Below are 25,567 nucleotides of genomic sequence, written 5' to 3' on the forward strand. Positions count from 1 at the left end.
GACAAACTCATGCTCGCGTGCCCCAAATCGCGCATCGTCTCAGGGCGACTTCTGGGAGCCGGCAGTGTGCTACCTGGACGCGTTCCACTAGCCTTGCCGCCGACCCGCCCTGCTCCTACCGTGGCGGGACACACGGCGACGGCCCGGGCAGGTGGGCCCCCTCAGAGAGGCCCGCCCATGACGGTTCCGCAGGTGTCCCTGAGGTCGCAGATCTGGCGCAGGAAGCCGATCACCGCCGCGTCCACGAAGTCGAGCGAGGGCCTGGAGCGCTCGCTCGGCACGTTCACGCTGATGATGTTCGGCGTCGGCGCGACCGTGGGCACCGGTGTCTTCTTCGTCATGCACGAGGCGGTGCCCGACGCCGGTCCCGCCGTCGTGATCTCGTTCCTGCTCGCGGGCCTGGCCGCCGGGCTGTCGGCGCTGTCCTACGCGGAGATGGCGTCGGCCGTGCCGGTCTCGGGCTCCACCTACTCGTACGCGTACGCGACGCTCGGCGAGGTGGTCGCGATGGGGGTCGCGGCCTGCCTGCTCCTCGAGTACGGCGTCTCCACGGCGGCCGTCGCGGTCGGCTGGAGCGGGTACCTGAACCAGCTGCTGCACAACCTGATCGGCTGGGAGATCCCGACGGCGCTGTCCGCCGCGCCGTGGGACGCCGACCCGGGCTTGATCAACCTGCCTGCGCTGGTCCTCGTGGCCCTGTGCGCGGTCCTGCTGATCCGGGGCGCGTCCGAGTCCGCCAAGGTCAACGCCGCGATGGTCGTCATCAAGCTGGCCGTGCTGCTGCTCTTCGTGGCGGTCGCCTTCACCGGGTTCAACGCCGACAACTTCGCGGACTTCGCCCCCATGGGCGTCACCGGGATCACGGCCGCCGCCGGCACGATCTTCTTCACGTTCATCGGGCTCGACGCCATCTCCACGGCGGGCGACGAGGTGCGCGACCCGCAGAAGACCATGCCGCGCGCGATCCTCGGCGCCCTGGCGATCGTCACCACCATCTACGTGCTGGTCGCCGTCTCCGCCCTGGGCACCCAGCCGTGGGAGGCGTTCAGCGACACGGAGCAGGGCGAGGCCGGCCTGGCCAAGATCCTGGAGAACGTCGTCGGCGCCACCTGGCCGGGCACGATCCTGTCCGCCGGTGCCGTCATCTCGATCTTCTCGGTGACCCTGGTGACGATGTACGGGCAGACGCGCATCCTGTTCGCCATCGGTCGCGACGGGCTGCTGCCGAAGTCGTTCTCCCGCGTCAACCCGCGCACGCACACGCCGGTGAACAACACGGTCATCGTGGCGGTCGTGGTCGGGCTGCTGGCCGCGTTCATCCCGCTCGACTACCTGTGGGACCTGGTGTCCATCGGCACCCTGATCGCGTTCATCGTGGTCTCGGTCGGCGTCGTCATGCTGCGCCGCACCCGCCCCGACCTGCCCCGCGGGTTCAAGGTCCCTGGCTACCCGGTCACGCCGGTGCTCGCCGTGCTGGCCTGCCTCTACATCCTGTCCGGGCTGCACTGGTACACGTACGCGTGGTTCCTGCTGTGGCTCTCCGTGGTGCTCGCGTTCTACTTCCTGTGGGGTCGCAAGCACTCGGTGCTCCAGCGCGCGGCCGAGGCCGGGATCCTGGACGACGAGGAGGTCCGATGACGATCGTCGTCGGCGCCAACCCCTTCGGGGACTCGCACGCCGCGATCGACCTCGGTGTCACGCTGGCCCGCACCCTTCCGGAGGCGACGGGCCCGGACGTGCTGGTCATCGCGACCGTCGTCCCGCCCGGGTGGACCGTGCCGTCGATGGCGCGGGTCGACGGCGAGATGCAGGAGTGGGTCCAGGCCCGGGCCGACGAGGCGGAGGCCGCGGTGCTCGACTTCCTCGACGGCCGCGCCGACGACCTCACCATCGAGTTCGTCCGCCTGCACGACCGCTCGACGCCGCGCGCGCTCGCCGCCCTGGCCGAGGAGCGGGATGCGACCGCCCTGGTGCTCGGCTCGTCGCCGGCCGGTGCGCCGGGCCGCGTGGTGATCGGGTCCACCGCCGACTACCTGCTGCACTCGTCCCCGGTCCCGCTCGCCATCGCGCCGCACTCCTACCGGTGCCCGCCGAGCCCGGCCGAGGTGGCCGCGCACCGGCTCACCTGCTCGTTCAGCGGCACCGACCTGGCCTCTGCGGCCGTCCGGTGGGCGGCCCGGCTCACGCGCGAGATCGACGTCCGGCTGCGGATCGCCACGTTCGGCGTCCGGTCGCCCACCATGTACCCGCCCGAGGTCGGCACCGCCATCGAGGCGGAGGTGAACGAGCAGTGGCGCGTGCAGATGGCCGACGCGCAGCACGCCCTGCAGGCCCGGCTCGGCCGCGGGCTGGACGACGACGTCGAGCTGGTCGTCGCGTCCGGCACCAGCTGGTGGGAGGCGCTCACGTCCGTCGACTGGCTGCCGAACGAGCTGCTGATCCTCGGCTCGTCGAGCGCGGGCGCGCTGCGCCGCGTGTTCCTGGGCACCAACGCGACGCGCATCATCCGGCACTCACCGGTGCCCGTGCTGGTGGTGCCGCACGACGAGCTGTGACTGATCAGTCCGCGGCCGGGGAGCCTTCGGTCAGGTCCTCGGACGTGTCCGGCTGGTAGACGCACACCCACAGGGTGTCCGGGCGGACGGTCACCTCGAGGGTGGCCGACGGCTCGATGACGTCGCCGTCCAGCTGGCGCGGCTGGGGGCGGTCGCTGGTGATCGTGATCCGCGAGCCGCGCAGCACCTCCATGTTGGGCACCTTGTTGCGGCCCGGGCGCAGGACGCCGAACGCGGTCTGGATCCAGTGGCCCAGGTTCTTCGGCGCCAGCACGGCGACGTCCATCTGACCGTTGTCCGGCTCCGCGTCGGGCAGCAGGTTGACCCCGCCCTGGAGCCGGCCGACGTTGCCGACGAGCACCGTGCGCGCGCGGCGGCGCAGGACCGGGTAGTCGTCGACCTGGACCTCGACCTTCATCTCGGCGTCGTTCAGGTGCTTGAGCGCCGAGTACACGTACGCCACGGACCCGAGCACGGCCTTGAGCTTGGTGGGGGCGTCGTCGACCATCGCCGCGTCCAGGCCCATGCCGGCCATGACCGCGAACGTCTGGCCCTCGACCTCGCCCAGGTCGACCAGGCGCCGGCCCCGGTCCAGCGCCAGCTGCACGCCCTCGATCGTGTCGGTCGGGATGCCGAGGTTCGTCGCGAGCAGGTTGCCCGTGCCGCCCGGCAGGATCGCGAGCGCGGCCTCGGTGCCGGCCAGCCCGTCGATGCACGCGCGCACGGTCCCGTCACCGCCGGCGACGAACACCACGTCGGCTCCGTCGGCCACCGCCTGCTCCGCCTGGCCGGTGCCCGGGTCCTCCGCGGTGGTCTCCAGCCACGCCGGCTCGGGCCAGCCCGCCTCGGCCAGCTGGTCCCTGATGCCGGCACGGAGCTCGTCGAGCCCCTCGACCCGGTTGGGGTTGACGATCACCGCCGACCGCAGCGGGGCGTTGTCGAGCCGCTGCTCGGCGGGCGTCTCGTGGGGGATCGTCACGTCGGCGAGTATGAGCCCACGCCCGGGGACCGGCCACTCGGAGCAGGCACCGTACGCTGCCGCGGTGATCACCGACGTGCTCGACGCCTGGACACCTCGCGACCTCGCGCAGGCCGGGCTGCTGGACGAGTACCGCGCGTTCGTCGCCGCGTCGGGCCCCGCCGCGGTCGACCGCTCGCTGGCTCCGGAGCACCTCACGGCCAGCTGCTTCGTGCTCACCCCGGACCTCTCGCGCGTGCTGCTCTGCTTCCACCGCAAGGGGCAGTTCTGGGTGCAGCTGGGCGGGCACCTGGAGCCCGGCGACCAGTCCCTGGCTGCCGCCGCGCTCCGGGAGGCGCGCGAGGAGGGCGGGATCGCTGACCTGCGGCCCGAGAGCGCGCTGCCCGCCGACGTGCACCGGCACGAGCTGGCGGCTGCCTTCGGTCGCTGCCGCGTGCACTGGGACGTCGGGTTCGTGGCCTACGCGCCCGCTGGGTCCGCGCCCCTGGTCAGCGACGAGAGCGAACGGGTCGAGTGGTTCGACGTCGACGCCCTGCCGGCCGGGACGCCCGACGACGTCGCCGTCCGCCTCCGGACCGTCCTCGACGAGGTCCGGTCGCGATGACCGCTACGCGCCGCTCGCCCTCGCGCCTGCCTGCGAGAGCATCAGGCAGACGCCGGCGATGCCGATGAAGATGACGATGTGGGAGGGCCAGCCGACCTTCTTGCGCTGGTAGAAGACGATCAGCGACGTGATCAGGTACGGGAAGAGGAACTGCCCGGTCACGTAGCCGGCACCGTAGGACGACATCCCGGCGGTCGTTGCCGTCAGCACGATGGCCAGCACGACGGCGACCACCGCGATGATGCCCGTCCGGACGAAGGCGTCCCGGTTGGGTCGGACCTTCTCGCCCGGCTCGTGCACCCAGAGCTGCCAACCGTCGGGCACGGGTCCCCAGGAGGGGTCGGGCTGCCACCCGGGCGGGGGTGTCCACCCCTCGGGCGGGCGGGGCCAGTTCGGGGGCGTGTGGAAGCGCGGCACAGCACGGACCCTAGAGCGCACGCGCGAGCAGCGGGCCTGGTTCTGGTCGGTTCACCTGGCTGCCGTACGGATGTGCGCGCTGCCGCCCGTCATGGTGCGGGACAGGCAGTCGGCGACGCGTCGGACGTCGGCGACCGTGGCCCCCGGGACGGTCTGCACGGTGACCGCAGAGACGGGCTCGTCGGCGCTCATGAACCCCTCGGTCAGCGCCGGGTCGTCCAGGCACGCGCTCCACCCGCCCTCGGGGCGCTCCAGGCCGATCAGCCACGGGCCCTCGGCCGGGATGGCCGCGGATCGGGACCCGAGCCCCGCCAGAGCGGACAGGGCGAGCCCCACGGCCACGAGCAGGGCGACGATCACGCCGACCTTTCCCCGGATCACTCGCACAGGACGAGCATAGTCATTGCACCATTCGGTTCAGTGTCCTATGGTGAACCACATGGTTCAGCATGACACGCTCGATCGGATCTACTCGGCCCTGGCCGACTCCACCCGGCGCGACATCCTCACGCGACTCGGAGAGGGTCCCGCCAGCATCGGGGAGCTCGCCGAACCGCACGGCATGACCCTCACCGGCATGACCAAGCACGTCCGGGTCCTCGAGGACGCCGGACTGGTCCGCACCGAGAAGGTCGGCCGCTCGCGGCAGTGCCGGCTCGGCGAGGAGCGACTGGACGACGCCATGGCGTGGATCTCGTTCTACCAGCGGCTCTGGGAGCGTCGGCTCGACGGTCTCGAGGCCTACTTCACCCTCCAGAAAGGGACGGACGCATGACCACCACCGACACGCTCGACCTGCGCCTGACGCGCACCCTCCCCGCCACCCCCGAGGAGGTGTTCGACGCCTACACCGACCCGGAGAAGCAGAAGATCTGGTTCTCGATCCTCGACGAGGAGCCCGGGATCGTGGAGATCACCACGGACCTGCGCGTCGGCGGCCAGCAGACCGCCGTGTGGGGACGGGACCGCGACAGCCTGTTCCACGAGACCCAGACGTTCCTGATCATCGACCGCCCCCACCGGCTGGTCACCGAGTCGACCGGCGGCGGACCCGACGGCTCGGGCATGACGACGCACATCGACATCACGTTCGAGGCCGTCGACGGCGGCACGCTGGTGACCGTCGTGCAGAGCGGCTTCCCGGCCGTGGAGGTCCGTGACTTCTTCGGGCAGGAGGTCTGGATCGGCGCGTTCGACCGCATCGAGGCGTTCCTCGTGCGGCAGTGACCGCCACCGCCACGCGGGTGCGGTCGTGGCCGGCCACGCTCGTGCCCACCTCCGTGCTCGCCCTGCGCGCCCTGCGGCATTGACGTTGCCGCACCACGGGGACGGGCACGAGGCTGGCCGGATGATCGACCTCGTGCACGTCCCCGCGGACCCCGCCCACCCCGACGCCTGGACGGTCGAGGGGACGGTGCACGTCGGTGATGCCGTCGACCTGGCCATCCACGGCTCGACGGACTTCGCCCTCGACGTGCCGACCACCCGCGCCACGCTCACCGAGCCGCACCGCAAGGTCCACCGGCTCGTCGCGGTCCCCCGCGGCTCGCGCGAGCCACGGGCCGTCGTCGGACGGGCCATCATCGGCCTCCCGCTGGTCGGCAACGCGCACGTCGCCGTCGTCTACGTCGCGGTGCACCCGGACTGGAGACGACGCGGCATCGGCTCCACGCTCTGGGACGCGGGGCTCGCGATCGCCCGCGACGCCGGTCGCCGCGTCGTCATCTCCGACTCCAGCTACGCGCCCGAGCCACCGCCGGGGCCGCACGCCCTCGAGTCCCCGACCGGCAGCGGACGCATCCCGCTCCACGACGACGCCACCCGGTTCGCGCTCGCCCGCGGGTTCACGCTCGAGCAGGTGGTCCGACACTCGGTGCTCGACCTCCCGGTCGCCGAGTCGATGCTGGGCCCGCTGCGGCGCGATCCCGGACCCGCCTACCGCGTCCACACCATGCGGGACGAGTACGCCGCCGAGTGGCTCGACGAGCTGGCCGTGCTCAAGACCCGGATGAGCACCGACGCCCCGTCGGCCGGCCTCGACCTGACCGAGGACCCGTGGGACGCCGACCGTGTCGTCGCGAACGCCGCCGACATGCGCTCACGCGGGCAGGGGTTCCTCGTGGCGGTCGTCGAGCACGTGCCCACCCGGACGCTCGCGGCGTTCTCGATGGTCGAGTACCCGCTGGACAAGCCGGCCGTGGTGTTCCAGGGCGACACCCTGGTGCTGCGCGAGCACCGCGGGAACGGCCTCGGGATGCTGGCGAAGATCGCCGTGCTCGACGCGCTCCCGGGCGTCCGGCCCGCCGCCGAGCGCATCCACACCTGGAACGCGCAGGAGAACGCGCACATGCTCGCGATCAACGTGGCGCTCGGGTTCCGGCAGGCGAGCGTCGACGCGGAGTGGCAGCGGGCGCTGTGAGCCTGTCGGGGTCGCGTGCGAGCATGCGCGGGTGACCGGGACCGCGCAGAGCACAGGGCGTCCTGGGTCGGTCCGCGATGCGGCCGGTGGCCTCGGCGCGCTCACGCTGGCGACCTTCGTCGCGATCACTACGGAGCTGGTTCCCGTCGGGCTGCTCCCGCAGATCAGCTCCGACCTGGACGTCACCGAGTCGGTCGCCGGGCTCCTGGTCACCGTGTACGCCGTCATGGTGGCCGCGCTGGCGATCCCGCTGACCCTCGGCACCCGCCGACTGCCGCGCAAGGGGCTGCTCCTGGCCACCCTGGTCGCGTACACCGTCAGCAACGCGCTCGTCGGGATCGCGCCGTCCTTCCCACTCGTCGCGGCCGGTCGGGCGGTCGGCGGCATCGCGCACGCGCTCTTCTTCTCGTTGAGCATCGGCTACGCGTCCCGGCTGGTCCTGCCGCACGTGACCGGCCGCGCGCTCGCGCTCGTCACCGCGGGTGCGTCGGCCGGGCTGGTGCTGGGTGTGCCACTGTCCACCGCCCTCGGCGTCGCCGTCGGCTGGCGGAACGGGTTCCTGGTCCTCGCGGCAGGATGCGCGCTGGCGACCGTGCTGGTCGCGTGGCTGCTCCCCGCGGTCTCGGGCGACGACGCCCCGGACGCCGACCACACCCGCAGCGAGCGGCGGACGCGGTTGGGACTGGTGTCGGCGTCGAACACGCTCACCTATCTCGCGCAGTACACCGTCTACACCTACGTCGCGGTGATCCTCCTGGCCACCGGGCTGAGCGAGTCGGCGGTCGGCCCGGTGCTCCTGGGGCTCGGCGCGGTCGGGCTGGTCGGCACCGCCTACGCCGCCGTCTCGCTCGACCGTCACCCCCGCCGCGGGACCGTCGTCGTGCACGCGGTCATGGCGCTCGGGCTGCTGGCGCTCGGGCTGGCCTTCCCGTCGCGCACCGGGGTGCTCGTCGCGGCTGCGGTGTGGTCGGGCGCGTTCGGTGCGATGGCGTCCGTGTTCCAGACCGCGGCGATCCGCACCCGAGGCGGCTCCCCCGACATCATCGGCGCCCTCGTGAACTCGACGGCGAACATCGGCATCGGCGGCGGCGCAGCGCTCGGAGGCCTGGTGCTCGCCGGCCCCGGTCTCGGCGCCCTGCCCTACGTCGGCGCCGGCCTCGTGGCGGTCAGCCTCGTGGTGATCATCGTCGCGCGACGAAGCTTCCCTCCATTGACCACACGCGCCGACGACTGACGGCGCTACTCCGTCGGTGGCGAGCTGTAGGGCCGGCGGTCGCGGGTCCAGAAGGTGTACCGGGCCGGTCCAGGATCGAACGGTCGCCCGAGGGCGCGCTGTCGCCGGGCGTACCCGGGCGGCCTGACGTGGCGCTGGATCGTCAGGTCGAGGCTGTGCACGATCCCGTGGTGGTAGCTGCAGAGCAGGACTCCGTTGTCGACCGACGTCGCTCCGCCGTCACGGTCCCACCAGCGCATGTGGTGCACCTCGGACCAGCGAGCCGCCGAGTGGCACCCGTTCCACGCGCACTGCCGGTCGCGGGCGACCACCGCGCGGCGGTGCACCCCCGTGTAGGTGCGCTTGGTCCGACCGAGGTCCAGCGGCACACCCTCGGCGCTCAGGACGATGCGGCTGATCTCGCAGTCGCACAGCGCCTGCGCGAGGACGGACATGGCGACGGGAGTTCCGTCCTCCAGCGTCGCGGGTGCCACCGGCGCCCACGCCGGCACCCGTGCCGCATCGTCGGGCAGCGCGCGAAGCTCCGGTGCCAGGGACGCAGGCGATCCGAGCGTCGTCGTCGGCACCTCCTGCGCTCCGTAGTGCGTGCGGAGCTCGGCGAAGGTCTCGGCGGGGACGATCAAGGACACGTGCGCCCGCGCTGACGCGCCTGCGGCCGAGTCGTCGGAACCGACGTCGGCGATCGCAGAGCCGTCCGGGGTCGATGCGCGCCGGGACCTGGGCGGCAGCCCCGCGCACGCGCGGCCGGCCAGCACGATCAGCGCGTCCGCCCTCGCCTGGTCGGGGGAGCGGTTCTCGTCCGGGATCTGCGCGGTCGAGTCCAGGGCGGTCTGGAGCGCCTCCGCCGAGACGCGGTCGAGGAACCCCTTCAGGTACGTGCCGCGGGGCTGGTGCGAGAGCGTGAGATAGCGCTCGCGTCGAGCGTCCCGGTGGGCGGACTCCAGCGCTGCGGGATCACTCGCGGCCGCGAACCGGGCCAACGACCTGGCGAAGTCGGGTTCGGACTGGCTGACCGCCATCTGCACGACGGTCGCCTGCGCGTCCGCCGAGCGCAGCACGGAGGCGACCTGCGGCGAGGCGGTCGCGGCGACCCTGGCGAGGGTGTCCAGGTGCCCGAGCGGCATCCGCCCGTCGGTCACGGCCGTCGCGACCGTGGGCATGGAGACCAGGGCGTCGGCCTGCCGGACCTGCCGGGACGCCTCGCCCGTCGACGACCGTGACAGCCGCGCACGGGCAGCCTCGAACGTCCGGTCGCCGGGCCGCTGGGACGTCCCGGCATCGCGCTCGGCCACCAGGAGATGCGCGCGCGCCCGGGCCAGCGCCGCGACGACCAGGTCCAGCGACGCCAGGGCGGCGCCGCGTTCCCGCCCGGACCAGTCGCTCGCGGCGCTCGCGTCCTCGACCAGCGCAGCAGCGTCGGCACGCAACCGATCCAGTCGGGCACCCGCCCTCGCGTCGACCTCGGACTCGAACATGTGTACGACGGTATCGTGCAGAGAGCGTCGCTACAAGCCTCTGACCTGCACAAACATATCCACAGGCGACTGCGTCGAGCCGCCCACAGCCCTCAGAGCGAGACGGCAGAGGACTCACCCCCGCGCAGTGTCCCCCGCCCGCATCGCCACCCCGACCCACGTCCGCCACGGGCGCCACGCCTCCGCCACCTCGGCCAACCGCTCCGGCGACAGCGGCTCGTCCTCCCCCATGGTGCGCGCGACCGCCGCCCGCACCATGGGCTCGTTCACCGGCAGGGCGTCGGTGTGCCCGAGCGCACGCACGGTGACGAGCTCGGAGTAGAACGGGCCGATCCCGTCGAGGCGGCGCAGCTCGGCGGCGGTCACGTCGGGGTCCTGCGCGCGGAGCATGGCCGTGTCGAGGGCACCCTCCAGCGCGGCGCGCGCGATGCCGTGCAGCCGGGGCAGCTTCGGTCCGACGATGCCGGGGAACTCGGTCACGGCGAGCAGGTCCTCGGGCAGGGGGACCGCAGCCAGCTCGACGCCCGCCACGTCGAACACGCGTCCGTGCGCCCGCGCGAGCCCGGTCCGGACCACCGCCATCTGACGCTGCGGGCGCCGCGCCGAGAGCACCGACCACAGCAGCGCCTCGTACGCGGAGTAGAACAGCGGCGGGCGCAGGCCGGGCCGACGGGCCTGCGCCGCGCCGACCAGAGGATCCCGCCCGCCGAGCTCGTCGTAGCCGGTGGCGTCGACGTCCACGGACAGCACGCGCGCCACCTGCGCCGCGACCGCCTCGGGCGACGCGTCCCCCTGTACCTCGCACCTCAGCACGTCCGGCGCCGGCTGCGTCACGGCAGCGCCGACCTGCGTCCGGTACCCGTCGAGGCAGAAGGCCAGCCGCATCACCGACCCGTCGTCGGCGTCGCGCTGGCCGAACCCGAACCGGATGCTCTGCGCGAGGTCGAACCGACCCCGCACCGGGATGTCCACCACAGCGGTCATGCCACGAACGCTAGGACTCGTCACCCACAGGCTCGACGACCGGAGCAGGCTTCGGCAGGTCCTCGCCCGACAACCACGAGTACCAGGCGGACGCCGGCCCACCCTGGAGCAGCACCGCGCGCGTCAGCAGGGTCAGCGGCACAGCGAGGATCGCACCCAGCGGCCCGATGACGAACGTCCAGAAGATGACCGACACGAAGCTGAGCGTGAGCGTGATGTTCACGGCGTCGGAGACGAACTTCGGCTGCACCAGCACCTGCAGCACCACGTTGACGGCGCTGTACACGGCGACGACCGCGAGCGCGAGCGGCCACCCACCGACGACGAGGGCGAGCAGCGTGGGCGGGATGACGCCGATGACGAACCCGATGTTCGGGATGAAGTTGGTGACGAACGCGAGGATCGCCCACACCGCCGGGGCGGGGACGCCGAGCGCCCAGAGGGCGAGCCCGTCGATGATCGCGACGACGGCACCGAACGAGGCGCTGACCACGAAGTACCGGCGGACCCCGATGTTGAGGGTCGTGGCGCGGCCGAGCACGTTGCCCTGGGTCGCCCCGAAGTGGTCGCGGGCCCCGTCGTACCGCGCGGCGTCGACCGAGATGAAGATGACGTAGGTGACCACGACGAACAGGGTGCTGAGGATGCCCATCACCGCGCCGCCCAGCGACGCGGCGACGCCCACCAGCTGCGACGGCTGCAGGGCGTCCCGGATCGAGTCGATCGAGCTCTGGTCCACCCCGAGCGACGCGAGCCACGCGGTGATGTCCGTGATCGACGACTGGAGCTCGTTGAGGTAGTCCTGGACCAGCCCGCCGAACTGGATGCCGGCGAACGTCAGCATGGCGATCAGGGCGAGCAGGATCAGGTAGACGACGAGGATGACGACCGTAGTCGCGGCCGCGCGCGGCCAGCCGCGGCGCTCCAGCGGGTGCCGGAGCGGGTGCACGATGATCACGAGCACCGCCGCAAGGAACAGCGGGGCGAGCACCTCGCGCGCCGCGTGCATCCCGGCCAGCACCACGACGGCGGCCGACAGGAACAGGAGGGTGCGGGTCGAGGGCGCGAGGCCCTGGGGCGATGCCATGGCGCAAGATAGCGCGGCCGTCAGCGTCCGGCGCGCCACTCCCGCGGGGTCGTGCCGAACGCGTCCCGGAACAGCCGCCCGAAGTGCGAGGCGTCGGCGAACCCCCAGCGAGCCCCGACCACCCCCACGGTCAGGTGCGCGAACGCGGGGTCGCGCAGCTCTCGGCGGCACTCCTCGAGCCGCAACGCGCGGATCGTCGCCTGGAGGCTGATGCCCGCGCGCGCGCACGACGCGTACAGGTGGCGGACGGAGATGTGGTGCGCCGCCGCGATCGTCGCCGCCGACAGCGACCGGTCGGCCAGGTGCGCGCGGACGTACTCCTGGACGCGCAGGACGAGCGACCCGTGCAGCGGCGCCGCGGCGAGCTCGGGGTCGGCGACGTGGGTGGCGATGAGCGCGCGGAGCAGGTCGATGCTCGGCCCGGCGACGAGGGCGGCCGCCGTCGGGTCGTCGAGGACGTCGGTGCTCCCGAGCGAGTCGAAGTACGGCGCCACGACGGCCGCGAGCGCGTTGTTGTCCGGCCCGATCCGCAGCCCGGTCACGGCGTCGAGCATCCCGTCCGCGAGCGCGAGCGCGCTGCGGGGGACCTGGAAGTAGTGCAGCTCGGTGCGGTCGGTGTTCAGCACGGTGTACGGACGGGTGCTCTCGTAGACCACCATGTCGCCCGCGCGCAGTACGGCCTGGTGGTCGCCCTGCGCGACCATCGTCGTGCCCGACACCTGCACCGCGAGGAAGACGGTCGGGTCGTGGTCCCGCCGCGCCAGGGTCGGGGTCCGCCGCAGCATCGTCGGCGTCGACCGGGCGGACGAGAAGTTCACCGGCCCCGCCTGCGCCACCTTGCAGAGCACCTCGATCTGCGGTCCCGGGCGGTCGTAGTCGATCTCGACCGGCAGCACCCCGGCCCAGATGGCGTCGTGGATGATCTCGATGCGGTCGTCGGGCGGCAGGTCGTCGGAGCGCAGGACCAGGCTCATACCGGAACCTCACAAGTCGGGCGTCTCGGTTGTGAGCAACCGTACGGTCGGCGACCCGCCTCTGGCACCTGCCGTCTCACGACGGATCGTGCACAGCCGGACCAGATCCGTGCACGCAGGGGCCACCGATCCGGGCGCGTCAGTTTGGAGACTGGCCTCACCCGCCGTCGCCCGAAGGGAACCACCATGAGCCCCACCGTCGTCCTGATCCACGGAGCATTTGCCGACGCCTCCGGCTGGGGCGGCGTCATCAGCCGCCTGAGCGGCGGCCGGGATCACCGCGTACGCGCCCTCCAACCCCCTGCGCAGCGTGTCCGCCGACTCCGCCTACGTCCGGGCGTTCGTGTCGACCATCGACGGCCCGGTCGTCCTCGTCGGCCACTCCTACGGCGGCGCGGTCATCACCAACGCGGCCCTGGGCGCCGACAACGTGAAGGCCCTGGTCTACATCGCGGCGTTCGCGCTCGACGAGGGCGAGCCGGTCGGCGCTGCGACCGCCCTCGGCGCCGACGGCCCGCCGCCGGACCTCACGCAGGTGATCACGGTGCGCCCGTTCCCGGACGCCGGGGAGGGCAACGGCGACGCCTACCTAAACGTCGACATCTTCCCGCAGACCTTCTGCCAGGACCTGCCCCCTGAGGTGGGTGCCGTGATGGCCGTCTCCCAGCGACCCGCCGCGCTCGCGACGCTCGGAGAGCCGTCCGGGCCGCCCGCGTGGAAGACGCTCCCGTCCTGGTACCTGGTCGCGTCGTCGGACCGGGTCATCCCGCCGGCGGCCGAGCGCGCCATGGCGGCCCGCGCCGGCTCGACGACCGTCGAGATCGACAGCTCGCACGTCGCGATGATCAGCCACCCCGACGAGGTCGCCGACCTCATCCAGCAGGCGGTCGCCGCGGTGGGGTGACCAGCGGGGCGGGGAACCGGGGCATGACCGGCGTGCCGTGCAGCCACGCGGTGAGCCGGTCGGCCTCGGCGTCCAGGGCGGCGCGGGCGTCGGCACCGACGTCCTCGAGCAGGACCAGGTCGACGGCCCCGTCCTTCGTCGACCAGCCGCCGACGATCCGCCCGTCCACCCAGATGGTCGCGCCTCCGTTGCCCACCGAGTCGAACACCTGCGCCCGGTACGGCCCGAGGTACCAGTCGCGCTCGGACCACCCCATCGTCGTCGGGTCGAGCGCGGGCAGCAGGGCGACCCAGGGCTCGACCGGACCGACGGGGTCGACGTCGTCGGGCATGACCCAGCCGGTCGCGTCCTCGAGCGCGACCTCGACCGCACCGACGTCCCGCAGCGCCTGACGCACCGCGGTGAGCGTCGACCCGAGCCACCACTTGAGGTCGATCGTGGTCCCCGGCCCGAACCGGAGCAGCCACCGCTCGACCAGCTGCGCCCGCGCGACGTCCTCCGGGAGCGACGGGATGTCCGCACCCAACCAGTCGCCCGCGAGCGCCCAGGTGGGCCGCGAGCTGGTCCACGAGCCGAGGTTGCCGGCCCGCACGATCGTCCCGGCGGCCTGCAGGCAGGTCATCACTCGCCCCACGACCGCGAACGTGCCCGCCCACGACTTCCCGTGGCCGTACGCGATGGAGCCCTCCAGCACCGGGTCGCGCTCGCGGAGCTGCGCCGCGGTGAGCGGCCCGTCGGCGAGGCCGGCGACGGCGGCGGCCGTGACCTCGTCGAACCACCGCTCCGCGTCCTCGACCAGCCCCGCCTCGCGGACCTCCTTCTCGAGCCGACGCCGCTCGACGCCCGCCACCCGGTTGCTCGCGGCCGCCTGCACGACCGGCAACAGCTCGCGCGTGACCGCGAAGAGGGTGCGCCGCATCGCCAGGTGCTTGACCAGCGTGCGGTCGTCGTAGAGCGCCCGGTCGAGGTCCGGCACCGTGAAGCCGTCCGTCCGAGCCCACGCGGACAGGTAGAGCCCGGCGGGGTCGGTGGCGTGCAGGCAGACCATCGCATCGGCCGCCGCCTCGACGGAGTCCACCCGGAAGGGCGGCGCCACAGCGTGCCGACGAGCCAGCCGTGCCCGACGCTCGACGACGTCCATGGGGATCACGTGCCGATGGTGTCGGGCGGCGGGGTCGGGCACAACCGTCCTAGGCTCGAGCGATGATCGAGGTCAGCGCACCCGGCGGCCGCACGCTGCGCGCCTACGACGTGCAGGTGGACGAGCCGCTCCTCACCGTCGTCTGGCACCACGGCACCCCGAACGTGGGGACCCCGCCGGAGCCCCTGCTGCCCCTGAGCGGGAGCATCCGCTGGGTCTCGTACGACCGGCCCGGCTACGGCGGCTCCACGCCGCACCCGGGCCGGGACGTCGCGTCCGCTGCCGGGGACGTCGAGGCGATCGCCGACGCCCTCGGGGTCGACCGGTTCGCCGTCCTCGGCCACTCCGGCGGCAGCCCGCACGCGCTCGCCTGCGCGGCCCTCCTGGGTGACCGGGTCGTGGCGGCGGTGAGCGGATCCGGCCTCGCGCCCTACCCGGCGGACGGCCTCGACTGGTTCGCGGGCATCAACCCGACCGGCACCGCCGAGCTGCGCGCCGCCGTCGCGGGCCGCGGCGCCCTCGAACGCGAGCTGTCCGCGGGCGAGTTCGACCCGGAGATGTTCACGCCTGCCGACCACGCGGCCCTCGACGGCGAGTGGGGCTGGCTGGCGCGGATCGCCAACGAGGCGCAGAAGGACGGCATCGGCCCGATGGTCGACGACGACCTCGCCTACGTCGCGCCCTGGGGCTTCGACCCGGCGGACATCACCGCCCCGGTCCTCCTCCTGCACGGTGAGGCCGACCGCGTGGTGCCGGCGGCGCACAGCCGGTGGCTGGCCGACCGGATCCCGTCCGCGGAGCTGTGGCTGCGTGCCGGGGACGGGCACGTCTCGGTGCTGCACGCCGCACCGGCCGTCGTCGACTGGCTCCTGACGCGCGTGTGAATCGCTTCGGCGCCTGGTCACCCCGGCCGGCAGTCGTGAAGGTGGACGGACGCCCCGGTCGCCCCGTCAGCGACAACGGTTTCTGGCACGGGCGCTTTCGGGGGGTCAACGACGACGTCTTCGAGAAGGGGAACCCATGCCTGTCCGAGCACGACCACGCATCCTGGTCACCGCACTCCTCGCGGTGCTCCTGGCGCTGGCGGCCGCGATCGTCACCACGCAGCCCGCGTCCGCCCACGGGTCGGTCACCAACCCGCCCTCCCGCAACTACGGCTGTTGGGAGCGCTGGGGCAGCAACCACCTCGACCCCACCATGGAGCAGAAGGACCCCATGTGCTGGCAGGCCTGGAAGGCCGACCCGAACGCCATGTGGAACTGGAACGGGCTCTTCCGCGAGGGAGTGGCCGGCAACCACCAGGCCGCGATCCCCGACGGGCAGCTCTGCTCGGGCGGCCGCACCCAGGCACCGCGCTACAACGCGCTCGACGCGGTCGGGCCGTGGGTGGCCAAGGGCGTCCCGACGTCGTTCACCCTGACCCTCACCGACAGCGCCAAGCACGGAGCCGACTACCTGCGCATCTACGTCACCAAGCAGGGGTTCGACCCGACCACGGAGGCCATCGGCTGGGACGACCTGACCCTGCTCAAGGAGACCCCGCGCTACGGCACGACGGGTCTGTACGAGACCGACATCGACCTGACCGGCCGCAGCGGCCGCGCCGTCCTGTACACGATCTGGCAGGCCAGCCACCTCGACCAGTCGTACTACCTGTGCAGCGACATCAACATCGGCGGCGGCACGACCACGCCCACGCCGACCCCGACTCCCACGGTCACCGCCACGCCGACGCCCACCCCGACGGTGACCCCGACCCCCACCCCGACGCCGACGGTCACCCCGACGCCGACGCCGACGCCGACGCCCACAGGGACGCCCGGCGGGTGCACGGCGACGGTCAAGGTGGTCAACGCGTGGAACGGCGCGTTCGTCGGTGAGGTCACGATCACGGCCGGCTCGACCGCGCTGACCGGCTGGCACACGGCGGTCGGCGGAGCCACCCTCACCCAGGCGTGGAACGGCACCCTGTCCGGGGCCAACACGATCACCAGCGCGGCGTGGAACAGCGCCGTGCCGGCGGGCGGGACCGCCACCGCCGGCTTCATCGCCAACGGCAGCGGCACCGGCCTGACCGCCACCTGCGGCTCGCACTGACCGATCGGCGCCCGCCCGTCCTCGACCGGGGACGGGCGGGCACGGTCTACTGACCGCATGCCACCCGAGCCCGTCGCGACCGTCGAGCGCCACGCCACCTGGAAGGAGCTGTTCTTCGACCTGGTGGTCGTCGCGGGCATCGGCCAGCTGGCCCACCTGCTGCACGAGGACACCGACGTGCGGACGCTCGGGCTCTACGCCGTCCTCTACCTGGCGTTCTGGATCTCCTGGGCCGGGTTCGCGGTGTACGGGAACATCGCGGGCGACGACGCGCGCACCGGCGTCCTGATCACCGCGATGCTCGGGCTCGCCGTCATGGCGGCGTCGGTGCCGGGCATCCACGGGTCACGGTCGAGCGCGTTCGTCATCGCCTACGTCGCGCTGCGCTGGTTCTCGGGTGCGGTCATCTCGCGGGGGAAGGTGCTGCTCGACTGGCCGCTGGCGCAGTACGGGCTCGGAGCGGTGCCGTGGCTGGCCTCCCTCTGGGTGGACGCGCCGCTGAAGTACTGGTTGTGGGTCGTCGGGATCGCGATCGACCTCGTCGTGCTGCTCGTCGCCTCCGCCGCGCGCACGATGCAGAACGCCGAGGAGCGGCTGGAGCGCGGGCAAAGTGGTCGGCGGGGCGGTCCCGGGGGTGGCCGGCCCTTCGTGCTCCAGGGCACCCACGCCGACGAGGAGCACCTCGCGGAACGGCTCGGGCTGTTCGTCATCATCGTGCTGGGCGAGGGCCTCATCCAGATCATCGACGCCGCCGCCGACACCGAGACCTGGGACCAGGACCCGGCCCTCGTGGCACTCGGCGCGTTCGCGCTGCTGGCGGCGGTGTGGACCGCGGGCCTGCTGCACGGCACGGCAGGCATCCCCCAGCTCAGGCCGCACACGGTCGCCCCGCGGATCGTCATGCTCCTGCACGCCCTGCTCACCGGCGCACTCGCGGCACTGGCCGCCGCCCTCGGGGTCGCCGTCGAGCACCCCCACGAGCCTCTGCCCGACGAGTACCGGGCGCTGCTGTGCGGTGCGGTCGCGGCCTACTGCGCCATCGGCGTCGTGACCGCCCTGCTGGTCGGCAAGAACCGCCGCTGGATCCTCGCCCGCGGGGTGCCGAGCGTCCTGGTGCCGGTCGCGCTGACCTTCCTGTGGCCGGACCTGCCGGTCGGCGTGCTGGTGTGGCTGCTCGTGGTCGTCGTCGTGTGGCTCGTGCTGGAGAAGCCGGAGGGCGAGCGCCCGCGGCGTCGGGAGCGGCTCACGGCACCGCGACCGGGAGGCCGAGAGCCTCGAAGTGCTCCGGGCCGATGAACGCGGTCAGCTCAGCCACCTGGTCCCCGCGGAACGTGAGGACGTCGATCGACCACGCGCGGTGGACGTCCTCGCCGGGTGCCCGCAGGTAGGACGCGACCGCCGGCTGGCCGTTCGCGCTCGTCGGCACGTGCCGCCAGGAGCCGCACGCGAACGCGATGGTGGTCGCGAAGTCGCCGACCGCGGAGCGCCCGCGGTACCAGTGCGGCAGCGGGGGCATCGACCACGTGACGTCCTCGGTGACCAGGGACAGCAGGAGGTCCACATCCCCGCGCTCGAGGGCCGACGAGTACGCCGCCACGACGTCCCGGACGCGTGCGTCGGCCGGCGGCTGATGGTCCCGCGCGGGCACCTTCTCCGCGACCGTGGCCCGCGCGCGCTGGAGGGCGCTGTTCACCGACGCGACCGTCGTGTCCATCCACGTGGCGATCTCGGCGGCGGAGAAGCCGAGCACCTCGAACAGCAGGAGCGCGGCCCGCTGGTTGCCGGGCAGGTGCTGCAGGGCGGCGACGAACGCGAGCTCGACCGACTCCCGCTGCTCGTACCGCGCGTCCGGGTAGGGACCGAGCCAGGCGACCTCGGTCAGGGGCGCGTCACCGACGACGGCCTGGTCGCTCGACGGTCCGAGGTCGACAGGCAGCGCGCGACGGCCTCGCTGGGCGATCGCGTCCAGGCAGGTGTTGGTGGCGATGCGGTAGAGCCACGAACGCAGGGAGCTGCGCCCCTCGAACGCGTCGAGGGCCCGCCAGGCCCGGAGCAGCGCGTCCTGCAGGGCGTCGTCGGCGTCGTGCGCCGAGCCGAGCATCCGGTAGCAGTGCGCGTGCAGCTCACCCCGCAGCGGTGCGACGAGCTCGCTGAAGTCCTGCGCGCGGATCTCGGAGACGTCCGTCATGACCGATGATTCTGCTCCCCGACGCAAGTCCTAGGGCCATGACCACACTCACCACGGCCACCACCCTCGACGTCCCCGGCGCCCGACTGCACTACGAGCTGCGCGGCACCGGACCCCTGATCGTCCTCGTCGGCGCCCCGATGGACGCCACCGCGTTCGCGCCGCTGGCCGACCTGCTGGCCAGCGACCACACCGTCCTGACGACCGATCCGCGTGGCATCAACCGCAGCCCGGTCGACCACCCGGACCAGGACTCGACGCCCGTCGACCGGTCCTCTGACCTGGCCGCCCTGATCCGGCACGTCGACGCCGGAACAGCCACGGTGCTCGGGTCCAGCGGCGGAGCGGTCAGCCTGCTCGCGCTCGTCGAGCGGAACCCGGAGCTGGTGCGCACGGCGGTCGTGCACGAGCCGCCCCTGGACGAGCTGCTCCCCGACCACGCCGACCTGTACGAGAAGACCGAGCGCATGATCGCCACCTACCTGACGGGCGACACCCGGTCGGCATGGCAGCAGTTCATGGTCATCGGCAACCTCCAGATGCCCGACGAGGTGTTCGAGATGGTCTTCGGCTCCCCGCGGCAGGGGCAGGCCGCCGCCGACGAGCACTTCCAGTTCGCGCACCTGATCCGGCACACCGTGCGGTTCCGGCCGAACATCGAGGTGCTCCGGGCCGCCGCGACACGGCTGGTGATCGGCATCGGCGAGGAGTCCACGGGGCAGCTCTGCGATCGGACCTCGCGGGCGCTGGCGGACCTGCTCGGCCTCGAGCCGACCCTGTTCCCCGGCGACCACATCGGCTTCGCCGAGCAGCCGGAGGCGTTCGCGGTCCGGCTGCGCGAGATCATCGGCGCATGAGCCTCGACGCCACGTTCACCGCCCCCATCCGCAAGGACGGCGCCTTCGCCACCTATCTGGAGCTGGACGGCTCGGCGGAGGTGCTGGGCACCCGCAAGGCGGTCAAGGTCACCGGCACGCTCGACGGGCACGAGTTCGCCGCGACCCTGATGCCGTCGGGCACCGGACCGCACTGGCTCCCCCTGCGCAAGGCCCTGTGCGCGACGATCGGCAAGAGCGCGGCGGGCGAGCTGGTGGAGGTCCACCTGCGGGAGCGGGTGTCGTAGACCGGGGCTAGCGTCCGAGGGATGACCCCCGTCGTCGGACACCTCACGATCGACAGCGCCGAACCCGCCACCCTCGCCACCTGGTGGAGCCGGGTGCTCGGGTGGCACGAGATCTGGCGGTCCGACGACGGCGCCGAGGTGGCGATCGGGTCGCGGACCGGCGGGTCGACGAACTGGCTGTTCAACCGGGTAGCCGGCGCCAAGACGGTGAAGAACCGGCTGCACGTCGACCTCCGGCCCCCGGAGGACCACGGCACCGAGCTCGCGCGACTGCTCGAGCTCGGTGCCGTGCGCGTCGACATCGGCCAGGGTGATGCACCGTGGGCGGTGCTCGCCGACCCGGAGGGCAACGAGTTCTGCCTGCTGGTGAACACCCCGGCCGAGATCGAGGCGTACCTGCTCAGCTCCCGGTGATCACGAACTGGGAGCCCGGCTGCTTCACCACGTCGCCGTCCGCGTTCCCGGCGAACGTGACGTTGCTCAGGATCGCGTTGCCGCTCACCCCGCTCATCGCCAGGATGCCGGCCCCGTTGCGGGAGTTCGTGATCCGCACGTTGGTGACCCGGACGTCGGGCATCGCGCCGCCACCGTTCTTGAACTGGATGCCGTCGTAGGTGGAGTCGTCGATGTCGGTGTCCCGGATGGTGACGCCGGTGATCGGCAGGGTGGACGGGAACAGGGTGATGGCCCCGAACTCCTGGTCCTCGTTCCAGAACGTGCCGCCGGTCCGGTAGAGACCGTTGTTGGCGATCAGCGTGGTCCCGCCGAACGGCAGGGGGCTGTGGTCGGTCGCCAGCATGATGCCCGGGTAGTTCATGGTGTCGTAGACGAGGTTGTTCTCGATCGACTGGTCGGAGCCGCCGTAGATGGCGATCCCGTTGGCGCGCCACGGCAGCTGGATCGTGTTGTTCACGAAGTGGTTGTCGTGGGCGTTGTCGAGGTTCCGGTCCTTGACGTACGGGTTGGCCCAGATGGCCAGCGCGTCGTCGCCGGTGGTGCGGAACGAGGAGTTGAACACCCGCGAGTTGCGCGTGCCGTTGGAGAAGTTGATCCCGTCGGCGTAGGTGTCGCGGATGCGCATCCCGGTGAACTGCAGGCCGTCGGCGGGTCCCCAGAGCTCGGGGATGTTGTCGTAGTCGCGTCCCACCCAGACGCCCACGTTGGCGTGCTCGATCCACACGTTGCTGATCGTCGTGCCCGCACCGAACCGGCCGTTGAGGCCGACGCCGCCCTCGTCGTTCCCGTCGCCGCCACGGATCCGGCCGGAGCCGAAGATGGCGATGTCGGAGATCTGGACGCCCTTGTCGATGTCGAACCCGAAGTTGCCCTCGTGCGGGTGGTTGAGGGTGTTGGCGTCCTGCGGCTCGATCAGCGAGTACAGCTGCGAGCGCCACATCCCCGCCCCGCGGATCGTCACGTTCGAGATGCCCACCTGGTTGTACGTCCCACGGTTCAGCGGGTCGTCGGTGAGGATCTTCTTCTCCTGGCGCCACTGGCCCTCGGGGATCCAGACGCAGCTGATCTGGCCGTTCTGGTCGGCTGTCACAGCCGCCTGGAGCGCCGCCGTGTCGTCGACGCCGTCGTTGGGCACCGCTCCGTAGGCCGTGATCGAGGTGCACTCCGCGGGCTTGGGCAGCGCGGGCGCCACCTGCTCGAGGTCGATCAGGTCGAGGACGTAGAACGCCGCTGTGTCGCCGGCATCGCGCTGGAGCCGGAACGTGGTGCCCGCCGGATAGGACTGCGCGAGCAGCGCGTGGGACTCGTCGAACAGCCGGCGGGCGTCGCCACCCGGGGTGTTGGTGAGGCCCTCGGGCTGGTCCGACGTCCCGTACAGCCAGCTGTGCCGGCTGCTGAGCGTGACCTTCTGCACGAACGTGCCGTTGGCGTACAGGCTGATGGTCGCGTCCTGGCCGCCGCCGCCCGCCGCGTCCGGGATGGAGTTCCGGATCACGATGGAGTTCGTGGCGTTGGTGGACGTGAACTGCACGTACTGGCCCTGGCTGGTGAGGCGCACCGACTTGCGGCCCGAGGACTCGGTGCCGAAGTTGGTGTGCCCGAACGTCCGCAGAGCGTCGGCCTCGAGCAGGGTGCCCGTGTAGGTGCCGGCCTCGGCCTCGTAGGACGTGTACGGGACGGCTGCCCCGCGTCCGACGACGATCGACTGGGCGAGCGTGTTGTTGGCCTCGTTGGTCTCCGCGACGGCGTTCGTCGCGTCGGCCGTGGCGGTCAGCGTGGCCCCACCGGTGGCGGCGGTCCACGTGCCGGAGATGGCGACGGCGGCGGTCGCGCCGGAGGCCAGGGCCCCCGTCGCACCGTTCAGGGTCGTGCTGCCGACGACGAGCCGCGTCGTGGACGCGGCCGCGGCCGACGAGCCCCGGTTCTTCACCGTGACCGTGAAGGAGACCGACGACCCCACCGCAGGGTTGGCCGGGTTCGACGCGATGGCGAGGACCTGCAGGTCCGGGCCGGGCGCCTCGGTCACGACGACCTTGGTGGGGTTGCTGTACCCGTTGTTGGCCTCGTTCTGCTCGACGACCGTGTTGGCGGGGTCGACGACCGCGCCGATCGTGTACGACCCGGCGGGGCGGGTGCCGATGGCCGCGGAGACGGTCGTCGACTGCCCCGCCGCGATCGCCGGGACACTCACGCTCCCGACCTTCGTCCCATCGACGGTGAGGTCAGCCGTGGTCGCAGCCGATGCCAGGTTGCCGCCGTTGCGCACGGTCGCGGAGAGCGTGATCGCCGCCGTCTCGACGGGCGACGCCGGGCTGGCCGTCACCGCGGTGACGGTGAGGTCCGGGTTGGGTGCCGGCAGGCCGATGACCTGGAGCACGGACACCTGCCCGTTGCCCGCACCGGTGTTGGCGGTGAAGACCAGGCGGACGTCGGTGGCTGAACCGCTGACAGGGATCGTCACCTGGTTGCCCGACGCTGGCGCGAACGCGTACGCGGCGGGCGCCTTGAGCGTGCTCCACGCCCCGGTGCCGACGCGGCCCTCGATCGAGAACGTCTGCGTCCGCGCACCCCACGCCGTGGCCGGCGGCACGCCGACGACCACCTGCTGGAGCGTCGACTGCGACGCCAGGTTCACCGCGAGCCAGCTCGGGTACGCGCCGCCGGCGCCCTCCCAGTACGTGTTCGGGTCGGCGTCGACCGCGTTGCCGGCGACGAACGAGAACTCGGTCGACGACGCCGTCGCGGGCCGTCCGGCGGCGAGGTCCTCTCCTGTGCCACCCGGCGTGTTCACCACGAGGGACGCCGTGGCGCTGTTGTTGCTCTCGTTCGACTCGGCGATCGACCCGACCGGGTCGATCGTGGCGACGAGCGCGTAGGTGCCGGCGGCGCGGGTGCCGATGCTCACCGAAACGTTCTGCTGCGCGCCGGCGGCGAGCGCCCCGACGTTCGCGCTGCCGACGGCGGTGCCGTTCAGGGTGAGCGCGACGGTGGTCGCGGCCGAGCCGGCCGTGCCCGTGTTGCGTGCGGTGCCGGTGACGGTGATGACGTCGGTGGGGGTCGGGCTCGCCGGCGAGGTGCCCGTGAGGCTGACCTGCAGGTCAGCAGCGGTGGGCTCGGGTCCGGAGGACACGACGACCGAGCCAGACGCCGCGTTGTTGGTCTCGTCGGACTCGGCGACGGTGTTCGCCGGGTCGACCGTGACCGTGAGCGGGTACGTGCCGGTGGCCCGGGTGCCCGCGTTCACGGTGATCGTGGTCTGCGCGCCGGCCGCGAGCGCCGGGACGTTCGCCGTGCCGACGGTCGTGCCACCGATCGCGACGACGGCCGTGGTGGCGGCCGAGCCGGCGGTCCCGGAGTTCCGGACCGTGGCGGCCACCGAGATGGCCTGCGTCGGCGTCACCGTGATCGGGTTCGTCGTCAGCGCGACCTGGAGGTCGGGGCTCGTCGGCACCGGGGTGCTGCTGCCGAACACCTGGAGCTCGGCGACCTGCGCGTTGGACGAGCCGGTGTTCGCGGTGAACACGAGGCGGACGTCGGTCGCGGAGCCGCTGACCGGGACGGTCACCGTGTTGCCGGACGACGGGCTGAACGCATAGGCCGCGGACGCCTTGAGGGTGCTCCACGAGCCGCCGCCGGTGCGGCCCTCGACCGCGAACGTCTGCGTCCGGTTGCCCCAGGCGGGGTCGGGGTTGAGCTTCACGACGACCCCGGTGAGCGTCGACTGCGCGGCCAGCGACACCGTGAGGTTCGACGGGTACGCGCCCGGCGCACCCTCCCAGTAGGTGGCGGTCGAGCCGTCGACCGCGTTGCCGGCGACGTACGTCTGCTGCACGGAGGTCGCGGTGATCGGGCGGCCCTGCGCGAGGTTGCTGCCCTCCGGCGGGTCGACCGGCGGTGTCGACGAGGTGCCGTACACCTCGACCTCGGACAGCTGCGCGGCGGGCCAGCCGGTGTTGGCGCTCACGGCGGCGCGCACGTAGCGGGCGCTGGTGTCGGTCACGTCGACGGCGACGCTGTTGCCGCCGGTGAACGCGTACGACGCAGAGGCCTTGAGCGTCGTGAAGCTGGACCCGTCGGTCGAGCCCTGCAGCGTGACGGTCTCGTTCCGGGCACCCCAGCCGCCCGGGATCTTCAGGGTGATGTCGGTGACGGTCGCTGCCGCGCCGAGGTCGACCTGGACCCACTGCGGGAAGGCGTTGTTCACCGACTCCCAGTAGGTGGCCTGGTTCCCGTCGGTGACGTTGCCGGCGACGTAGGTCTGGTTCGAGCTGCTGGCGGTGGCGGGCTTGCCCGCGGAGAGCAGCACGGGAGCGGCGGACGCCCCTTGTGCCGCGAGCGCGACGCCCAGGGGCGCGACGAGCGCGATCGTGGCACCGGCCACGATCGCGTGCTTCAACCGAGTTCTCATGGACGTCCTCGTTCTCCCTGCGTCATTGCAGGGGTCGACCCCGTGAGGGGTGTGGAGAGCGGACGGCGAGATGAGTGCGGTTCATCGCGACCGGGATGCACGGCTTTGTGCATTCTGTTTGTCGAGTTCTTGCAGTAGTGAGGTGCGACATTACGAACATCTCGCACATCCCGTCAAGAGCGGGTGTCACCGGGTCACGCTAGGTTTTCCACGACAGAGAGGGGACGCCCATGTCCTTCCAGGCCTACCTGGACACCATCGAGGACGAGACCGGCCTCACGCCGCGGCAGCTGGTGGCGATCGCGCGCGAGAAAGGCCTCGACGCCCCGGGCGCGAAGGCGGGCGGCGTCGTGACCTGGCTGGCGGAGGACTACGGCCTCGGCCGTGGGCACGCCATGGCGCTGTGGCACGTCATCTCCAAGGGGCCCACCATCAGCACCAAGCACGTCGGGACGGACGGCGTGCACCGCGACGAGTCCGAGACGCTGTGGCTCGACGGCAAGGCGACGAAGCCGGTCTGAC

The 25,567-nt window shown here is 72.4% G+C and carries 25 protein-coding genes; 15 read left to right on the forward strand and 10 right to left on the reverse strand.

The window, feature by feature from the left end; all coding sequences use genetic code 11:
- Positions 1-177: 177 nt before the first annotated feature.
- Positions 178-1,638 carry an APC family permease gene (locus ACO06A_RS08190; RefSeq protein ID WP_421735519.1) on the forward strand — a complete coding sequence of 487 codons (1,461 nt, stop codon included), beginning with the start codon at positions 178-180 and terminating at the stop codon, positions 1,636-1,638.
- Positions 1,635-2,555, forward strand: coding sequence for a universal stress protein (locus ACO06A_RS08195; RefSeq protein WP_421735520.1), 921 nt, complete (start codon positions 1,635-1,637; stop codon positions 2,553-2,555). Before ACO06A_RS08190 ends, ACO06A_RS08195 begins: the two co-directional genes overlap by 4 nt.
- Positions 2,556-2,559: 4 nt before the next feature.
- Here ACO06A_RS08195 and ACO06A_RS08200 read toward each other — a convergent pair whose 3' ends face one another.
- Entirely contained in the window at positions 2,560-3,534 is a 975-nt protein-coding gene (locus tag ACO06A_RS08200; RefSeq protein WP_421735521.1) for a diacylglycerol/lipid kinase family protein, read from the reverse strand.
- A 64-nt stretch (positions 3,535-3,598) separates the two neighbouring features.
- On the opposite strand from ACO06A_RS08200, the gene ACO06A_RS08205 reads away from it, so the two are divergent.
- Positions 3,599-4,138, forward strand: coding sequence for an NUDIX domain-containing protein (locus ACO06A_RS08205; protein ID WP_421735522.1), 540 nt, complete (start codon positions 3,599-3,601; stop codon positions 4,136-4,138).
- 3 nt (positions 4,139-4,141) lie between these two features.
- Here ACO06A_RS08205 and ACO06A_RS08210 read toward each other — a convergent pair whose 3' ends face one another.
- Together ACO06A_RS08210 and ACO06A_RS08215 are read right to left on the reverse strand one after the other, a co-directional pair.
- Positions 4,142-4,555, reverse strand: coding sequence for a hypothetical protein (locus ACO06A_RS08210; RefSeq protein WP_421735523.1), 414 nt, complete (start codon positions 4,553-4,555; stop codon positions 4,142-4,144).
- Positions 4,556-4,606: 51 nt separating this feature from the next.
- Complete coding sequence (locus tag ACO06A_RS08215; protein ID WP_421735524.1) at positions 4,607-4,942, reverse strand: hypothetical protein; 336 nt, start codon at positions 4,940-4,942, stop codon at positions 4,607-4,609.
- A gap of 52 nt (positions 4,943-4,994) precedes the next feature.
- Between ACO06A_RS08215 and ACO06A_RS08220 the strand changes: the two genes are divergently transcribed.
- The 4 genes from ACO06A_RS08220 to ACO06A_RS08235 all read left to right on the forward strand — a co-directional run bounded on the left by ACO06A_RS08220 (position 4,995) and on the right by ACO06A_RS08235 (position 8,208).
- On the forward strand, positions 4,995-5,330 hold the full coding sequence (locus tag ACO06A_RS08220) for an ArsR/SmtB family transcription factor (protein ID WP_421735525.1): 336 nt from the start codon (positions 4,995-4,997) through the stop codon (positions 5,328-5,330).
- Positions 5,327-5,782, forward strand: coding sequence for an SRPBCC family protein (locus ACO06A_RS08225; protein WP_421735526.1), 456 nt, complete (start codon positions 5,327-5,329; stop codon positions 5,780-5,782). Before ACO06A_RS08220 ends, ACO06A_RS08225 begins: the two co-directional genes overlap by 4 nt.
- A gap of 121 nt (positions 5,783-5,903) precedes the next feature.
- Positions 5,904-6,974: a GNAT family N-acetyltransferase gene (locus tag ACO06A_RS08230; RefSeq protein ID WP_421735527.1), complete on the forward strand. Its 1,071-nt coding sequence runs from the start codon at positions 5,904-5,906 to the stop codon at positions 6,972-6,974.
- A gap of 31 nt (positions 6,975-7,005) precedes the next feature.
- On the forward strand, positions 7,006-8,208 hold the full coding sequence (locus tag ACO06A_RS08235) for an MFS transporter (RefSeq protein WP_421735528.1): 1,203 nt from the start codon (positions 7,006-7,008) through the stop codon (positions 8,206-8,208).
- Between the two features lie 5 nt (positions 8,209-8,213).
- Here the strand turns inward: ACO06A_RS08235 and ACO06A_RS08240 are convergent, their stop codons facing one another.
- The 4 genes from ACO06A_RS08240 to ACO06A_RS08255 form a co-directional block, all read right to left on the reverse strand.
- Positions 8,214-9,683 (reverse strand): DUF222 domain-containing protein, encoded by a 1,470-nt coding sequence (locus ACO06A_RS08240; RefSeq protein ID WP_421735529.1) that lies wholly within the window; start codon positions 9,681-9,683, stop codon positions 8,214-8,216.
- 114 nt (positions 9,684-9,797) lie between these two features.
- Complete coding sequence (locus ACO06A_RS08245; RefSeq protein ID WP_421735530.1) at positions 9,798-10,667, reverse strand: DNA-3-methyladenine glycosylase family protein; 870 nt, start codon at positions 10,665-10,667, stop codon at positions 9,798-9,800.
- A gap of 10 nt (positions 10,668-10,677) precedes the next feature.
- Entirely contained in the window at positions 10,678-11,754 is a 1,077-nt protein-coding gene (locus ACO06A_RS08250; protein ID WP_421735531.1) for an AI-2E family transporter, read from the reverse strand.
- 20 nt (positions 11,755-11,774) lie between these two features.
- The gene (locus tag ACO06A_RS08255; protein WP_421735532.1) at positions 11,775-12,728 is read right to left on the reverse strand and encodes a helix-turn-helix domain-containing protein; all 954 of its coding nucleotides are present in this window, start codon (positions 12,726-12,728) and stop codon (positions 11,775-11,777) included.
- Between the two features lie 310 nt (positions 12,729-13,038).
- On the opposite strand from ACO06A_RS08255, the gene ACO06A_RS08260 reads away from it, so the two are divergent.
- Entirely contained in the window at positions 13,039-13,632 is a 594-nt protein-coding gene (locus ACO06A_RS08260; protein ID WP_421735533.1) for an alpha/beta hydrolase, read from the forward strand.
- On the opposite strand, the gene ACO06A_RS08265 is transcribed toward ACO06A_RS08260, so the two are convergent.
- Positions 13,601-14,773 carry a winged helix DNA-binding domain-containing protein gene (locus ACO06A_RS08265; protein ID WP_421736040.1) on the reverse strand — a complete coding sequence of 391 codons (1,173 nt, stop codon included), beginning with the start codon at positions 14,771-14,773 and terminating at the stop codon, positions 13,601-13,603. The two genes, ACO06A_RS08260 and ACO06A_RS08265, sit on opposite strands and share 32 nt — an antisense overlap.
- A 62-nt stretch (positions 14,774-14,835) precedes the next feature.
- Between ACO06A_RS08265 and ACO06A_RS08270 the strand changes: the two genes are divergently transcribed.
- From ACO06A_RS08270 to ACO06A_RS08280, 3 genes are all read left to right on the forward strand, one after another.
- Positions 14,836-15,657 (forward strand): alpha/beta fold hydrolase, encoded by an 822-nt coding sequence (locus ACO06A_RS08270; protein ID WP_421735534.1) that lies wholly within the window; start codon positions 14,836-14,838, stop codon positions 15,655-15,657.
- A gap of 136 nt (positions 15,658-15,793) precedes the next feature.
- Entirely contained in the window at positions 15,794-16,870 is a 1,077-nt protein-coding gene (locus tag ACO06A_RS08275) for a lytic polysaccharide monooxygenase (RefSeq protein WP_421735535.1), read from the forward strand.
- A 57-nt stretch (positions 16,871-16,927) separates the two neighbouring features.
- A complete protein-coding gene (locus tag ACO06A_RS08280; protein ID WP_421735536.1) occupies positions 16,928-18,166 on the forward strand; it encodes a low temperature requirement protein A in 1,239 nt (412 codons plus the stop codon).
- On the opposite strand, the gene ACO06A_RS08285 is transcribed toward ACO06A_RS08280, so the two are convergent.
- Positions 18,114-19,058: a sigma-70 family RNA polymerase sigma factor gene (locus ACO06A_RS08285; protein WP_421735537.1), complete on the reverse strand. Its 945-nt coding sequence runs from the start codon at positions 19,056-19,058 to the stop codon at positions 18,114-18,116. The genes ACO06A_RS08280 and ACO06A_RS08285 overlap by 53 nt on opposite strands.
- Before the next feature lie 38 nt (positions 19,059-19,096).
- Between ACO06A_RS08285 and ACO06A_RS08290 the strand changes: the two genes are divergently transcribed.
- Genes ACO06A_RS08290 through ACO06A_RS08300 form a run of 3 tightly spaced genes read left to right on the forward strand, consistent with a single transcriptional unit; the run spans position 19,097 to position 20,595 of the window.
- The gene (locus tag ACO06A_RS08290) at positions 19,097-19,915 is read left to right on the forward strand and encodes an alpha/beta fold hydrolase (RefSeq protein WP_421735538.1); all 819 of its coding nucleotides are present in this window, start codon (positions 19,097-19,099) and stop codon (positions 19,913-19,915) included.
- The gene (locus ACO06A_RS08295; RefSeq protein ID WP_421735539.1) at positions 19,912-20,181 is read left to right on the forward strand and encodes a DUF1905 domain-containing protein; all 270 of its coding nucleotides are present in this window, start codon (positions 19,912-19,914) and stop codon (positions 20,179-20,181) included. The genes ACO06A_RS08290 and ACO06A_RS08295 overlap by 4 nt, the downstream gene beginning before the upstream one ends.
- Before the next feature lie 21 nt (positions 20,182-20,202).
- Positions 20,203-20,595 carry a VOC family protein gene (locus tag ACO06A_RS08300; protein ID WP_421735540.1) on the forward strand — a complete coding sequence of 131 codons (393 nt, stop codon included), beginning with the start codon at positions 20,203-20,205 and terminating at the stop codon, positions 20,593-20,595.
- Here ACO06A_RS08300 and ACO06A_RS08305 read toward each other — a convergent pair.
- Positions 20,582-25,045: a CARDB domain-containing protein gene (locus ACO06A_RS08305; RefSeq protein ID WP_421735541.1), complete on the reverse strand. Its 4,464-nt coding sequence runs from the start codon at positions 25,043-25,045 to the stop codon at positions 20,582-20,584. The genes ACO06A_RS08300 and ACO06A_RS08305 overlap by 14 nt on opposite strands.
- A gap of 230 nt (positions 25,046-25,275) precedes the next feature.
- Between ACO06A_RS08305 and ACO06A_RS08310 the strand changes: the two genes are divergently transcribed.
- The gene (locus ACO06A_RS08310; protein WP_421735542.1) at positions 25,276-25,566 is read left to right on the forward strand and encodes a DUF4287 domain-containing protein; all 291 of its coding nucleotides are present in this window, start codon (positions 25,276-25,278) and stop codon (positions 25,564-25,566) included.
- The last annotated feature ends 1 nt before the right edge of the window (position 25,567 follow it).

Origin of the sequence: Cellulomonas sp. (assembly GCF_965229465.1) — a bacterium.
Classification (GTDB): domain Bacteria; phylum Actinomycetota; class Actinomycetes; order Actinomycetales; family Cellulomonadaceae; genus Cellulomonas.

Bases quoted from the DNA above. Each gene is read 5' to 3' on its own strand.
- ACO06A_RS08305 (WP_421735541.1), bottom strand. From the start codon at position 25,045: ATGAGAACTCGGTTGAAGCACGCGATCGTGGCCGGTGCCACGATCGCG.
- ACO06A_RS08255 (WP_421735532.1), bottom strand. From the start codon at position 12,728: ATGAGCCTGGTCCTGCGCTCCGACGACCTGCCGCCCGACGACCGCATC.
- ACO06A_RS08225 (WP_421735526.1), top strand. From the start codon at position 5,327: ATGACCACCACCGACACGCTCGACCTGCGCCTGACGCGCACCCTCCCC.
- ACO06A_RS08280 (WP_421735536.1), top strand. From the start codon at position 16,928: ATGCCACCCGAGCCCGTCGCGACCGTCGAGCGCCACGCCACCTGGAAG.
- ACO06A_RS08250 (WP_421735531.1), bottom strand. From the start codon at position 11,754: ATGGCATCGCCCCAGGGCCTCGCGCCCTCGACCCGCACCCTCCTGTTC.
- ACO06A_RS08230 (WP_421735527.1), top strand. From the start codon at position 5,904: ATGATCGACCTCGTGCACGTCCCCGCGGACCCCGCCCACCCCGACGCC.
- ACO06A_RS08245 (WP_421735530.1), bottom strand. From the start codon at position 10,667: ATGACCGCTGTGGTGGACATCCCGGTGCGGGGTCGGTTCGACCTCGCG.
- ACO06A_RS08310 (WP_421735542.1), top strand. From the start codon at position 25,276: ATGTCCTTCCAGGCCTACCTGGACACCATCGAGGACGAGACCGGCCTC.
- ACO06A_RS08295 (WP_421735539.1), top strand. From the start codon at position 19,912: ATGAGCCTCGACGCCACGTTCACCGCCCCCATCCGCAAGGACGGCGCC.
- ACO06A_RS08270 (WP_421735534.1), top strand. From the start codon at position 14,836: ATGATCGAGGTCAGCGCACCCGGCGGCCGCACGCTGCGCGCCTACGAC.
- ACO06A_RS08275 (WP_421735535.1), top strand. From the start codon at position 15,794: ATGCCTGTCCGAGCACGACCACGCATCCTGGTCACCGCACTCCTCGCG.
- ACO06A_RS08290 (WP_421735538.1), top strand. From the start codon at position 19,097: ATGACCACACTCACCACGGCCACCACCCTCGACGTCCCCGGCGCCCGA.
- ACO06A_RS08190 (WP_421735519.1), top strand. From the start codon at position 178: ATGACGGTTCCGCAGGTGTCCCTGAGGTCGCAGATCTGGCGCAGGAAG.
- ACO06A_RS08265 (WP_421736040.1), bottom strand. From the start codon at position 14,773: ATGGACGTCGTCGAGCGTCGGGCACGGCTGGCTCGTCGGCACGCTGTG.
- ACO06A_RS08300 (WP_421735540.1), top strand. From the start codon at position 20,203: ATGACCCCCGTCGTCGGACACCTCACGATCGACAGCGCCGAACCCGCC.
- ACO06A_RS08285 (WP_421735537.1), bottom strand. From the start codon at position 19,058: ATGACGGACGTCTCCGAGATCCGCGCGCAGGACTTCAGCGAGCTCGTC.
- ACO06A_RS08220 (WP_421735525.1), top strand. From the start codon at position 4,995: ATGGTTCAGCATGACACGCTCGATCGGATCTACTCGGCCCTGGCCGAC.
- ACO06A_RS08240 (WP_421735529.1), bottom strand. From the start codon at position 9,683: ATGTTCGAGTCCGAGGTCGACGCGAGGGCGGGTGCCCGACTGGATCGG.
- ACO06A_RS08195 (WP_421735520.1), top strand. From the start codon at position 1,635: ATGACGATCGTCGTCGGCGCCAACCCCTTCGGGGACTCGCACGCCGCG.